At 53.4% G+C, this 13,438-nt stretch carries 12 protein-coding genes; 3 read left to right on the forward strand and 9 right to left on the reverse strand.

Features of this window, described 5'->3' with window-relative positions; genetic code table 11:
- Positions 1-113: 113 nt before the first annotated feature.
- The 3 genes from ygaH to ACI2J2_RS19645 form a co-directional block, all read right to left on the reverse strand.
- Entirely contained in the window at positions 114-467 is a 354-nt protein-coding gene (ygaH, locus tag ACI2J2_RS19635) for an L-valine transporter subunit YgaH (RefSeq protein WP_209640388.1), read from the reverse strand.
- The gene (locus ACI2J2_RS19640; protein WP_404760666.1) at positions 457-1,203 is read right to left on the reverse strand and encodes an AzlC family ABC transporter permease; all 747 of its coding nucleotides are present in this window, start codon (positions 1,201-1,203) and stop codon (positions 457-459) included. Before ACI2J2_RS19640 ends, ygaH begins: the two co-directional genes overlap by 11 nt.
- Before the next feature lie 120 nt (positions 1,204-1,323).
- On the reverse strand, positions 1,324-2,523 hold the full coding sequence (locus tag ACI2J2_RS19645; RefSeq protein ID WP_209640382.1) for an MFS transporter: 1,200 nt from the start codon (positions 2,521-2,523) through the stop codon (positions 1,324-1,326).
- 102 nt (positions 2,524-2,625) lie between these two features.
- Here ACI2J2_RS19645 and ACI2J2_RS19650 point away from each other — a divergent pair, with 102 nt between their 5' ends.
- On the forward strand, positions 2,626-3,504 hold the full coding sequence (locus ACI2J2_RS19650) for a LysR family transcriptional regulator (RefSeq protein WP_209640379.1): 879 nt from the start codon (positions 2,626-2,628) through the stop codon (positions 3,502-3,504).
- Between the two features lie 37 nt (positions 3,505-3,541).
- Here the strand turns inward: ACI2J2_RS19650 and proX (ACI2J2_RS19655) are convergent, their stop codons facing one another.
- From proX (ACI2J2_RS19655) to ACI2J2_RS19680, 6 genes are all read right to left on the reverse strand, one after another.
- Positions 3,542-4,543: a glycine betaine/L-proline ABC transporter substrate-binding protein ProX gene (gene proX, locus ACI2J2_RS19655; RefSeq protein WP_404760667.1), complete on the reverse strand. Its 1,002-nt coding sequence runs from the start codon at positions 4,541-4,543 to the stop codon at positions 3,542-3,544.
- 50 nt (positions 4,544-4,593) lie between these two features.
- A complete protein-coding gene (gene proX, locus ACI2J2_RS19660; protein WP_404760668.1) occupies positions 4,594-5,589 on the reverse strand; it encodes a glycine betaine/L-proline ABC transporter substrate-binding protein ProX in 996 nt (331 codons plus the stop codon).
- 61 nt (positions 5,590-5,650) lie between these two features.
- Positions 5,651-6,769 (reverse strand): glycine betaine/L-proline ABC transporter permease ProW, encoded by a 1,119-nt coding sequence (proW, locus tag ACI2J2_RS19665; RefSeq protein WP_209640371.1) that lies wholly within the window; start codon positions 6,767-6,769, stop codon positions 5,651-5,653.
- Positions 6,762-7,964, reverse strand: coding sequence for a glycine betaine/L-proline ABC transporter ATP-binding protein ProV (gene proV, locus ACI2J2_RS19670; protein ID WP_209640368.1), 1,203 nt, complete (start codon positions 7,962-7,964; stop codon positions 6,762-6,764). Before proV ends, proW begins: the two co-directional genes overlap by 8 nt.
- 407 nt (positions 7,965-8,371) lie before the next feature.
- A complete protein-coding gene (locus ACI2J2_RS19675) occupies positions 8,372-9,058 on the reverse strand; it encodes a response regulator (protein ID WP_209640365.1) in 687 nt (228 codons plus the stop codon).
- An 11-nt stretch (positions 9,059-9,069) separates the two neighbouring features.
- A complete protein-coding gene (locus tag ACI2J2_RS19680) occupies positions 9,070-10,668 on the reverse strand; it encodes an ATP-binding protein (RefSeq protein ID WP_404760669.1) in 1,599 nt (532 codons plus the stop codon).
- A 326-nt stretch (positions 10,669-10,994) separates the two neighbouring features.
- Between ACI2J2_RS19680 and ACI2J2_RS19685 the strand changes: the two genes are divergently transcribed.
- Positions 10,995-12,350, forward strand: a complete 1,356-nt coding sequence (locus ACI2J2_RS19685) for a 2-hydroxycarboxylate transporter family protein (protein WP_209640358.1) — start codon at positions 10,995-10,997, stop codon at positions 12,348-12,350.
- 136 nt (positions 12,351-12,486) lie between these two features.
- Positions 12,487-13,431 carry an MBL fold metallo-hydrolase gene (locus ACI2J2_RS19690; protein ID WP_209640355.1) on the forward strand — a complete coding sequence of 315 codons (945 nt, stop codon included), beginning with the start codon at positions 12,487-12,489 and terminating at the stop codon, positions 13,429-13,431.
- The last annotated feature ends 7 nt before the right edge of the window (positions 13,432-13,438 follow it).

The raw sequence follows: 13,438 nt of genomic DNA on the forward strand, positions 1-13,438 counted from the left end.
TAATAATGTAAATGTTCAGCCGTGCGAATAATTTAGCAATTCGTGTCATTTGTAAGTTGTTTGTCAATGACCCATTTTTGAGTAAGTGCTCAGAATGGGGATGACGGACAAAATCAAAGGCTGGCTGGGCCGAGAATCATAAACATTTTTAATGTGATGCCAAAGGCGACTGCGCCGATCAACGTCGACAAAATGATGCTCTTGCTGCGGTAGAAGCACAAACCCAGTGCGGCGAACCCGACCAGTGTTGGCCACAGCTTGTCGGGTTCACGCATCACCACCGGCGTGCTGGATACCACCAGCAACGCACAGATAGAGGCGATGCCGATACTGTCGAGCAGCAGGGCCGTTTTACCTCGCTTGATGCCGGGTTGGGCACGCGCTGGCGCCAGGCGTAATGGTAAGTAGCGGAACAGGTAATTAGCGCAACCCACAACCAGGCCAATGATCAGCACATCAGTGTTCATTGATAACCTCCTGTGTGGTGGGTTGGAACAGCGCGGCGATACAACCGGCACTGATACCCGCTAAAATGGCTACCGGGATGGAAAATAGCACTACGCCGAGCAGTGCACCGGCCAGAGCCGCGGCGATAGTCAGGCTTTGCGGGCGTTTGAATGCAGCAAGCAGGAAACTGAGGAACAGCGCCGGCAGCATAAAGGAGAGTGACGCCTCGATGACGGGATATTGCTCAAGAGGCCCGTTGCCGAAGAGTGCGCCAATCGCGGTGCCTGCGACCCACGACAGCCAGGAGCACAGCGAGATGCCGAGCATCCAGTTTTCGCTCCAACTGCGGTTATTGCGCATTAACTTGGCCGTAGCCGCGGCGAACACTTCATCGGTCAGGCCGAAGGCCCACAGTGCCGTTTTACCGCGCGACATGCGCGAAACGATGCGGTGTCGCAGGGCTGGGCCATACAGCAAATGCCGTATGTCCATGGCCATCACGGTTAGCGCGGAAACCCACAGTGACATACCGGCACTCAACAAGGCAGTGATCACAAACTGACTCGCCCCCGCATAGATAATGCAGGAAAAGAAGATGCTCTCTAGCGGGGAGAATCCCAGCTTAACGGCGCTCAGGCCGAATGCGAAAGCCACCGGCACATAGCCGATGACAATAGGTAAACTGTCGACGATGCCGTGGGTAAAGGTAGAGCTGACGGCAGGAGGATTGAGGTTTTCTGCAGCTTGGCTTTGCATTTTTATGAGTGTCGCAGGATATAGAGATCAATAGTTCATCTGCAGAACATTACCAGAGAGTGAGTAATGTTTATACCCTGCGGCGCTAATAAATTCCTGATATTACTATTCGCTTGCTAATCAGATTGTCGCTGGGCCTTGTGGGTCATGGTGCTTACCGTGCCACCAGGTCAGCAGGTTGAGGAGACATAAAACGCCCCCAGCAGCGGCGACGCCGGTCCAGCCTGCATGTTGGTAAGCGGTGGCTGACAGCAGTGAACCGAGTGCGCCACCGATAAAATAGCTGGTCATGTAGCCTGCCGTCAGGCGATTACGCGCTTCCGGCATGATGCGGTAAATCACGCTTTGATTGGTGACGTGTACGGCTTGCACCGCCAGGTCAAGGATCAGGATGCCGGCGATCAATGCCCATAGCGATTGTTTAGCGAAAGCGATGGGTATCCATGACAGTAACAACAGCACCAGGCCAACGGTGGTGGTTAAACCGGCTTTGCCTTGGTCCGCCATGTGCCCGGCACGTGAGGCGGCTAACGCTCCCGCAGCACCGACTAACCCGAACAGGCCGATGACGCCTTCGGAATAGCCAAAGGGCGGCGCGGCCAGCAGAAAGGCCATGGACGTCCACAGCACGCTAAAGTTGGCGAACGAGAGCGCACCCAGCACCGCACGGGTCCGCAGCAGTGGAGTCCCGCAGAACAGGGTGAAAATTGATTTCAGTAACTGGGGGTAATTCAGCCCTGAGTGCTGTTTATAACGTGGTAGTGCACGCCAGAGGATCAGCGCCATCAGGATCATTAACACACTGGCCACCCAGTAAATGGTGCGCCAACCGCCGAACGACGCAAGTGCCCCGGCGACGGTTCGTGCCAACAGAATACCGAGCAGTAAGCCACTCATGATAATGCCAACGGTTTTACCGCGTTTTTCCGGGTGTGCCAACGTAGCCGCCAACGGCACCAGGATTTGCGCCACCACCGAGAACAGCCCGGTGAGTGCCGTGCCGAGGATCATCATCGGCAAGGTTGAGGAACTGGCCGTGATCAGCATGCCCCCTGCTGCCAGCAGCGTCATAAAGACAATCAACCCGCGGCGTTCAAACATATCGCCGAGCGGCACCAGCAATAGCAGGCCTACGGCGTAGCCCAATTGAGCGGCGGTGACGATAAAACCGGCCTGATTCACTGACAGATCAAAGTTCTGGGCGATGGTTTCCAGCAATGGTTGCGCGTAATAGTTACTGGCGACCGCCAGACCGGTGGCGATGGCAATCAGTACGGTTAACGCTGGGCTTAGACCCGGCTGTGCGTGTTTTTGATTCATAGTTTTTAATCATAAGAAGAAGTGGGGCGAGTATCGTTCAGGACAGCGCGTTAAACCAATGTATAATTTTCATTTGATTAATCTCATTTTGCGATAGATGCCATGAACCTGAAACAAATCCGCTTTGCACTTGCGGTGGCTGAAGAACAGAGCTTTACGCGGGCGGCGCAGCGCTGCCATACGGTACAGTCTGCCCTTAGCCACCAGATTGCCAAACTGGAGGAAGAGCTAGGATGCACATTGTTTGAGCGTACCTCACGCCGGGTAAAATTGACGACTGCCGGGCAGGCATTTATTCAACCTGCACAACGATTACTGGCGGCGAAACAGGCGCTGGTGGAGGAGGTGGTCGCGGCCAGTGGCACAGTGTCCGGTACCCTGACTATTGGCACCATTTCAACCATAAACGCGATTGATCTCACCGAGAAACTGGGTAATTTCCATCGCCATTATCCGGCGGTGAACATCCGGTTGTATGTGGGAATGAGCGAGGAATTGCTGGAGGATGTTCGCCAACAAAAAACCGACGTGGCGTTTGTCGGCATTTGGCCGGGGGATATCGATATGCTGCCGGTATCTCATCGGCAGCTTACCGATGAGCCGCTGGTGGCACTGGTGGCGACACAACATCCGTTAGCCAACCGCCAGCGAGTCAATCTGCAAACCTTGTCGGAAGTGCCGCTGGTGGACTTTTACAGCGGTACAGGGGCTAGGCGCCAAACCGATCGCGCGTTTCAGGCTGCGGGGATTAAGCGGCACGTCAGTTTTGAAATTGATCATATTGAATGGCTGGAAAATTTGGTCCGGCGCGGGCTAGCGACGGGTATCGTACCGATTTCGACGGCACAGCGTTTGAGTTCGCTGGTGTCAATTCCAATCGAGGATGGCCCACGGCGGCAGGTGTACTGCGTATGGCCGCAGTTGCTGTCCAGAACCGCCGAGCGTTTTTTGCAGTTTAGTGGGATAGATATTGTTGAATAAAGAGAGCAGGGGTGCAGTTGCCTGCACCCCTGTGTGATTATTTCTTCGCGGCCTCGGCGGCCGTTTTCACCCAGCCGTCAAAGGTGGCCTGATGCGCCTTGATCCAGCCATTAACGTGACGCTGGATATCGGCTTCAGATGCCTGACCCTCATGCATACGCAGGTTTTGCGCATTCACATCGGCAATGGGCAGCTTCATGATAGCGAACAGCTTGGCGGCAGCCGGGTTGGCTTCGGCCCACTGCTTGTTGGCGGCGATACGCATGGTGTTCACCGGGAAACCATAGTTAGCACCGTTTGGCAGCTTGGTATCCCTGTTTTTCATTTCGCCCGGCATGGCGGAAAACGGCACCTGCAACCAGACGACGTCGCGCCCCGGAACCAACACATCGCTCACCCAGTATGGCGTCCAGGTGTAGTACAACACCGGTTTGCCTTCTTTGTAGCGGGTAATGGTATCGGCAATCATTGCCGCGTAGTTGCCCTGGTTGTGCTCGACGGTCTTATCCAGACCGTAGGCCTTGATGTGGTGGTTAATGGCGGCTTCACAGCCCCAGCCCGGCGTACAACCGGTCAGATCCGCTTTGCCATCCCCGTTGGTGTCGAACAGTTTGGCGATCTTCGGATCTTTCAGCTGTTCAATGTTGGTGATGTGGTATTTATCGGCGGTTTTTTTGTCGATCAGGTAACCCTGTGCTGCCCCGTTGACGTATACCCCCTCGCGGTAAAACTTGGCGTCGCCACCGGCGGCTTTGTACTGATCGGCGTGCAGCGGATCCCAATTGACCGCAAGGAACGTCGCGTCACCGGAGGCGATTGACGTGTAGGCGACGTTATAATCCACTTCGCGCGTGTCTTTCACGTCGTAGCCCAGTTTTTCCAACGCTTTACTGACCAGCAGCGTCTGGAAGGTTTCTTCGGAAATGGTGCTCTGCACCGGTTGCACCCTGATGCCTTTACCTGGCAAGTCCGCGGCAAAAACCGTCTGTGAGCTAATCAGTGTGGTAAGGGCAACGGCCCAGATTCCTGTAGTGCGCATAGTGAAATACCTTTTTATGTTATGAAGCCGGGATTTCCGGCACGTCGGGATTATTTCGCTGCCGCAGCAGCCGTATTGACCCAGCCATCGAAGGTGGCCTGATGGGCTTTAATCCAGCCGTCTACGTGGCGCTGTATATCGCCGGCACTGTTCTCACCGTTATGCATACGCAGATTCTGTGCGTTCACATCTGACAATGGCAGTTTCATGACGGCGAACAGCTTGGCAGCTGCCGGGTTGGCCTGCGCCCATTGTTTGTTGGCGACAATGTGTTCGTTATTGACGAAGAAACCGTAATTTTTACCGTTCGGTAATGCGGTCTCTTTATCTTTCAATGACCCAGGGCTGGCGGAGAATGGAACGGTGAGCCAGACGACGTCGCGGCCGGGCACGAGCTCGTCGCTGACCCAATAGGGTGTCCAGGTAAAATACAGCACCGGTTTGCCCTGTTTATAGCGGGTCAGGGTATCGGCGATGATGGCGGCGTAGTTACCCTGGTTTTGAGTGACGGTGCTACTCAGGCCATAGGCCTTGATGTGGGTGTCGATCACATTGCTGCATGCCCAGCCCGGTTCGCAGCCAGCCAGATCGGCTTTGCCGTCACCGTCAGCGTCAAACAGCTTGGCCAGCTTGGGATCTTTTAGCTGGGCAATATCACTGATGTGGTATTTGTCCGCGGTTTTTTTATCGATCAGATAGCCTTGTGCCGCATTCGTGATATAGGCACCCTGGCGATAGAACGTCTTATCGCCGCCGGCGCTTTGGTACATGTCTGTTTGCAACGGATCCCAATTCACTGCCATATAGGTGGCGTCACCGGAAGCGATGGAGGTATAGGCGACGTTATAGTCCACCTCGGCGGTAGGCTTGACGTCATAGCCCAGCTTGGTCAACGCGCGGTTAACCAGTTCTGTCTGGAAGCTTTCTTCCGCAATGGGGCTTTGCACGGGGTTAACCGTGACGCCTTTGCCGGGAAGTTCGACGGCGAACGCCTGTGTGCTTAGCCATGAAGTCAGGGCAATAGCCCAAATTCCTGTCGAGCGCATAGTGGTTCCTTCGATTTTATGGGGACTGCCGATACCCCCGGCCAACGCCGGGGGAAGGTCATTAAGGCTTTTTGATGAATGGACGGGCGACTAACCCAATCGGGCCGTGAGCATACCAACGACCGATGCCTTTGCTGCGACGATCGCGCCCCAGAGACTGTGTGAGGCGGTCCAGAATAATCGCCAGGATTACGATACCGACCCCCCCAACGGCGGCCAGACCCATATCGAGGCGGCCAATGCCACGCAGTACCATTTGACCCAGCCCCCCGACGGCGATCATCGAGGCAATAACCACCATCGACAACGCCAGCATCAGCGTCTGGTTTACGCCAGCCATGATGGTCGGCATAGCCAGTGGCAACTGCACTTTAAACAGCAGTTGGCGTGGGCTGGCACCGAAGGATTCGGCGGCTTCGATCAGATCTTCTGGCACCTGCTTGATGCCAAGAATGGTCAAACGCACGATCGGCGGCAGAGCAAAGATGATCGTGACCACCACCCCGGGCACGTTGCCGATACCGAACAGCATGACGATGGGCACCAGATAGACGAAGGCGGGTGTGGTCTGCATGGCATCGAGCAGTGGCCGAATAACTTTGCCGGCATGTTTGCTGCGTGCCAACCAGATACCTAGCGGCAAGCCGATGACGATACAGAAGAACAGGGCCGTCAGTACCAGCGCCAGCGTTACCATGGCTTGTGACCAGGCGCCAATTGCACCAATGGCAATCAGCGAGACCAGCGTCGCAGCCCCCATGCCGAGGCTGGAAAGCTGCCAGGCAATCAATGAAAACAGCAGAATGGCGATCGGTGCCGGCATGCCAAGTAGCAATTGTTGGAAGCCACTGAGGATAACGTCGACGGGAACGCGGATCCCCTGAAACAATGGGCGAAAGTGCAGTACGAGCCAATCGATGCCATGCGTTACCCAGGAGTCAAATGGCACCCAGGTCTTGTGGAACGGGTCCAGCAAGTTGAAATGCTCAGGCTGTGCCGGTGCGCTGTTAAGCCAGTCAGCGCCCTGTGCAGCCTGATTAGCGGCGTCATGGGCGGCGGGTGGTGGTGCGCTGGACCAGGCATCACCCGCAGGCGCCGTTGAACTTGCAGCGTCAGTTGCCGGTAGGGTGCTGGGGTCGGTAGGCGCGGTAGCCCAGGGATCCTGTGTCGTATCACTCATTCGTTGGGCCCTCTTTATCTAAAGCCTGCAACAGCATGGCTTTGGAAATAATTCCGATATAGTTATTGTCTTCGCAGACCACGGGGACAGCACAAGGCGCCAGGGCGACCAATGAAATCAGTTCGCTCAGTGGCATATCGGCTGGCACTGGGGCCGGAGCTTCCAGCAGGGCGTCGTCCAACGTTTGATTGGCGGCGAGCGCGTGCTTGAGCGAATCTATCGACACAACGCCGATAAATTTCTTTCCACGTTCAACAACATAACCGTAATCGCGGTCTTCATCGCGCAGCAGCTGCAATGCCGAACGCGGACCAAAACCGGGGGTTTTACGAATAAGCGCGACGGGGCGACGCTTGGCAATATCCTTGGCGCTGAAGACATGGCTGATATCGACGCCGCGGAAGAATGTACGGACATAATCGTTGGCCGGATTATTTAATATTTCCTCCGGCGTACCGACTTGAATCACTTCTCCACCTTGCATAATGGCAATGCGATCGCCAATACGCATTGCCTCATCCAAATCGTGGGAAATAAAGACGATGGTGCGTTGATGTTGAGCCTGTAATTTGACAAGCTCATCCTGCATCTCCGTACGGATTAATGGATCCAGTGCCGAGAAGGCTTCATCCATCAATAATATGTCAGGATTATTCGCCATGGCACGGGCTAATCCCACGCGCTGACGCATCCCGCCGGAAAGTTCATCGGGATAGGAATGCGCATAATTCTCCAGACCGACCTGACGCAGGGCCTCCAGCGCTTTTTCCTGGCGCTCCTGCGGCGGAATACCGGCTAACTCCATACCGAATGCAGTGTTATTCAAGACATTCATATGTGGCATTAAAGCGAATGATTGAAACACCATGCTGATCTTATTTCGACGGACGGTGCGCAGTGCGCTGTCGGATATTTTCGATATATCCTCGCCGTCAATCAGCACCTGCCCGCGGGTGGGTTCTATCAGACGATTGAGAAGGCGTACCAGGGTAGATTTTCCGGAACCGGAAAGCCCCATGATGACAAATATCTCGCCTTCTTCAATGGCCAGAGAGGCGTCTTTTACGCCTAATGATAACCCAGTTTTTTCAAGCAATTGGTCTTTTGTCAGGCCTTTATCAATCAGTTTGAAAGCGCGATCCGGATGTTCGCCAAATATCTTATATAGGTTCTTTACTTCGAGTTTAATTGCCATGCAATTTGCTGTTTCCTCTGATGAATTATCAAACGATAAAAATATCCCAATAGAAAATAATAGTCCTCTATACCCTAACACAGTGAATATCTGAGACAACCCTCAATGTCCGATGAATAGGATATTAGCGATTTACATCAGGTTTTCGATTGGTTATGGTAGTGCGGTGAATATTCAATTATCAACACCTAATATTCCCCGTAACAGGTTGGTTTTAGGTAAAAATAATCCGTTCTGATTATCGCTATTATTTTCCGGTCAAGTTGTCTTCTTGGACAATAAAAAACCCGACCATAGGTCGGGTAAAAGTCATCAGTATTTCATCAGTTTTCAACGACAGGTGCCGATATCGAGGGGGATATCGTCGCAGGCATATTATCCCGTCATTATGACAGCCAGATGTCAGTTTAGGCTTTGCGATACAATCGACGCGGGTGGCCGATATTGCCGTACATCATCTCAACGCGTACAAACTGGGTGGCGACGCAGTATTCCAGATAACGTCGGGCCGTCGTTTTGCTAATACCGACTTTCTCGACAACATCTTCCACCGCGTGGGCAACCTCTGGTTGGTTGATAAACAGCGATTGAACCAGCTCTAACGTGTTGGTTTCGATGCCTTTGGCGCTGGGCTCGCTGGAAAACTGTTTGGATTGCAGGTTATAGAGTGCATCGACGTTGCTTTGGTCGATCACTTTGAACGTCCGCTGGGTTTGCACAAACTGCATAAAGCGTTCCAGCGAGTTGCGTAGGCGCTTGTAGGACACGGGTTTAATGATGTAATCGAAAGCGCCGTTACGGATCGCCTGGCTGCACGTGTTCATGTCACTGGCGGCGGTAATAAAGATCACGGAGCAACCGGGGTTTTTTACCCTGGCCTCTTCCATAAGCTCAATTCCCTGGCCATCCGGCAGAAAGTTATCCAGTAAGATCAGGCGTGGCTGGTGTGCATTGACTTTGGCTCTGGCCTCGGCCAGCGTGGCGGCATAGGCCACCACGCGCAGGGCAAAGTTCTGCTCAATGAACTCGGCGTGCAGCGTGGCCAACTGTGGCTCATCTTCCACGATCAAAACGTCCAGTGCTTCAGGTTGCATTATTCGGGTGCTCAAGATTGTTTAGGGATAAACAAAGAAAAAATAGCGCCGTGTGGCTCGTTGTCCGATACTTCTATGCTGCCATGCGCTTGGGCCACATGGCTGGCAACCAAATGCAAGCCGATGCCGTGGTCACCTTTGTCATCTTTAGTAGTGATGCCTTGCTCAAACAGCGTATCACGGATCTCCGCTGCAATGCCGGTACCGCGATCGGCCACTTCAATCACCAGTTCATTGCTGTTATCACTGATATAGAGTTCTACGGCTTCATGTGGCGGGTCACAACGCAGAGTCGCATCAACCGCATTATCCAGCAAATTCCCGATGATCGACATCAGTTCGGTTTCATTCAGCGCGGCCGGGATTTGCCGCAGCTGACAGGCGGGATCGAATCGCAGCTCAACGCCTTTTTCCTTCGCGCTGGCGTATTTACCCAACAGCAGACCACAGAGCGCCGCAGAGCTGAAACGCTGCGAGATAAAATCGAGAATCTCTTGTGCGCCTTCTGACTGCGCCTCCACATAGCGAATCGCCTCGTCGTAGCGTTGCATATGCAACAGCCCTGCAAGGGTGGCAGTCCAGTTGAGTTGTTCATGGCGCATGATCCGCAAGTTGTCGGCGTAACGTTTAACCTGGCTGAGTTGGCTGCTCAGGGTATTGATGTCGTTCTTGTCGCGGAAGCTGATCACCCAGCCCTGCAGCTCTTCTTCCTGCATGATGCGGACGCGGCTGGCGATGACCCGTACATGGTTGAAACGGCAGACTTCATCGTGGGTATCCTGATCTAACTGCGCAGCGCTGAAAAAGTCAGGTTGAGATTGAATCACCTCACCGATTTCACGTCCCATCAGGGCACTGGCGGGTTGCCGCAAATCCAGTAACTCCCGCGCTGCGTGGTTGATGGTGATGATGCGAAGTTGGGGATCGACGGCAATAACGCCCTCATAAATCGCCTCCAGCAAGGCTTTTTGCTGGCGCACCAATAATGCAATTTCTTTCGGCTCCAACCAGAACATCTGACGTTTTAAATTCTTGGATAACAGCCATGAAAATACAAATAGCGCAATTAAGAGCAATACAATCGATCCTACGATTTGCGTTAGCGTTCTCGCATTCAGGTTGTCGATATGTGATTTAAGGTAGCCGACCGAAACAATACCGATGACATTATTATTTTCATCCATAATGGGTGCTTTGCTGCGCAGTGAAACACCAATGCCGCCTTTGCGGATAGAAATAATGCTTTTCCCTTCCAATACTTCTTTGTTATCACCGCCGACCATGGGCGTTCCAACAATATTGGGGTACTCGGAATGATAAAGATGCCGGGTTTGTTTATCGCCGATAACGATATAGCTGGCATCGCTGCTGGCGCGTATTTTCTTCATCAAGGCGGCAATGTTCACCGGATCATGGTTTTCGACCGCGGTGACCAACGACGGGATCAGGGCAATCTCCCGCGCCTGTACCTGTGCGCGGGCACCGAGGTCTCGGTGTAGCTGGGCATCGAGCTGATAGTAGGTGTAAGCACCAATAAATGTCAGCAGTAGGCAGGAGAAGGCAACCAGGCATAGAAAGAGTTTGATTTGAAATGAGAGTTTTATGCGCATGGCCTGGGGTTCACCCTGAGAGATCCTGAGTGCTTACCCTATCATGAGCCGCCGTTAATGTAATATTGCGCCGGATCAACTTGTGATCGCAGCCACGGGATTATCCTTATCTGGCAGACCGCGGGGCAGTTACAATAAAATGGACAATCCTTGAAGTAAAAATAACATTAACACCATTAAAACCACGCCATATTTTACATAATAACAATTAACACCATAGAAACCATAACCACCATTAAAAACCCTTTTTAATTTTGAACAAAATCACAGCAGATAATCCGTGCGTTTCTCTATGATGGCCGAACAAACTAATAAGAGGCCAGATTATGAGCACAACAGATGATTCTTTCCTCGCTGCCAAAGATAAAACCGCTGAAATACCGTTGCGGGAGAAATGGTGGCAGATACTGGACAATTACAAGGTAGGGATTATTCCGTTGCCGTTCTTTGTTCTGGCCGGCGTACTTATTTTATTGGATTGTCTGGAAGGGAAATTACCCAGCGATATTGTGGTGATGGTTGCCACACTGGCCTTCTTTGGTTTTGCCTGTGGCGAGTTTGGCAAGCGCTTGCCGCTGATCGGTAAAATGGGGGCAGCAGCGATTTGCGCCACCTTTATCCCTTCTGCATTGGTGCACTATGGGCTGTTGCCGGATGTGGTGGTGGAGTCGACCACCAAATTCTATAAGTCGACCAATATCCTTTATCTCTACATCTGCTGCATCATTGTCGGCAGTATTATGAGCATGAACCGACAGGTATTGATCCAGGGCTTCCTGCGTATTTTCGCGCCAATGCTGTGCGGTGAAATTGTCGGCATGTTGGTGGGGATGGCCGTCGGTATGGCATTGGGACTGGAACCGTTCCAGATCTTCTTCTTTCTGATCTTGCCTATCATGGCCGGTGGTGTCGGTGAGGGCGCTATCCCGCTGTCGATGGGTTACGCGGCAATCCTGCATATGGATCAGGGCGTGGCGCTGGGCCGTATTCTGCCGATCGTGATGCTTGGCGGCCTGACGGCGATTGTACTTGCCGGTTTGCTGAACCAACTGGGCAAACGCTACCCGCACTTGACCGGTGAAGGCAGCTTGATGCCGAACAAACAAGGCAATAGCGAAGTGAGCGCGGTGGAAAAATTCAGTGGCAAGGTGGATGTCAGCACCATTGCTTGCGGCGCCTTGCTGGCTATCTTGTTGTACATGGTTGGGATGTTGCTGCACCGCTTGATTGGCCTGCCTGCACCGGTAGGTATGTTGTTTGCCGCGGTGGCGGTGAAGCTGGCACACGGCGTGTCTCCGCGTATTCAGGAAGGTTCTCAAGTGGTTTATAAGTTCTTCCGCACCGCGGTGACTTACCCGATTCTGTTTGCCGTCGGTGTGGCAATCACCCCATGGCAAGAGCTGGTTAATGCCTTCACTCTCCAAAACCTGGTGGTGATTGTGAGCACCGTTAGTGCGTTGGTGGCGACCGGGTTCTTTGTGGGTAAGAAAATTGGTATGCACCCGATCGATGTGGCAATTGTGTCCTGCTGCCAGAGCGGGCAGGGCGGTACCGGTGATGTTGCCATACTTACCGCGGGCAATCGCATGTCGCTGATGCCGTTTGCCCAAATCGCTACCCGTATTGGCGGTGCGATTAACGTCTCCCTCTCATTGTTAGTGCTGGCTAAATTCTTCGTATAACGTAAAAAAGACCTTAGTTTTCTTTGCCTTTCCCCGCCCCCGCGGGGATTTTTTTGCCTGTGTCATGGCCCCGCGGGCAGGTTCAGCGTTTTGCGTTAATACTTAGCGCTGCTGAATTTACAATTAAGGAGTTGTTATGCACTGGAAACACTACCTGTTGGGAGCGGCGTTGGCCGTCATGTCACTGCAGGTTTCGGCCGCTGCGCCGCAGGTGAAAAGCCCCGCGCCAGGCTTCTATCGCATTATGCTGGGCAGTTATGAAATTACCGTATTGTCCGATGGCATCATTCGTTTGCCAGCGGATAAATTGCTGTTGAATAGCTCGCCAAAACAGATTGAAACCGCGTTAGCCGAGCATCACCAGAGCCTGCCTGTCGCCACTTCGGTGAATGCCTATTTGGTCAACACCGGCAGTAAGTTGATTCTGATTGATACCGGTGCCGGCACGTTGCTGGGGGATGGATTGGGCAAATTGGTCGCCAACCTGAAGGCTGCCGGCTATCAGCCGCAGCAGGTGGACGAAATCTATCTGACCCATATGCACCCGGACCATCTCGGTGGCCTCACGCAAAATGGCGTGGCGATGTTCCCGAATGCGGTGGTGCGAGCCAGTCAGCAGGATGTCGATTTTTGGCTGAGCGAGAGCCGATTGAAGCAGGCGAAGACCGAAGACAAGGCGTCGTTCGAAAGAGCGATGGCGGCGATAAAACCTTATCAGGCTGCCGGGCACTTTACACCGTTCAACGGCGACGGTGAGCTGTCTCCGGGGATCAGGGCATTTGCAGCTCACGGCCACACGCCGGGTCACAGCATTTATCAGGTCGATAGCAAAGGAAAAAGTCTGCTGGTGATTGGCGATCTGATCCATGTGGCGGCAGTGCAGCTCCCTCATCCGCGCGTGGCCATTCGCTTTGACAGCGATGCAAAGGCCGCGGTGGCTGAGCGCCTGCGCGTCTTCGGTGATAGCGCCCAGCAGCGTGTGCTGGTGGGCGGGGCGCATCTGTCGTTTCCGGGGTTAGGCTATCTCAATAAACAAGGCGACGGATACGACTGGGTGCCGCTGGACTATGGTGCTCTGTAACTTGCTG

Origin of the sequence: Serratia sp. NPDC087055 (assembly GCF_044900985.1) — a bacterium.
Classification (GTDB): Bacteria; Pseudomonadota; Gammaproteobacteria; order Enterobacterales; family Enterobacteriaceae; genus Serratia.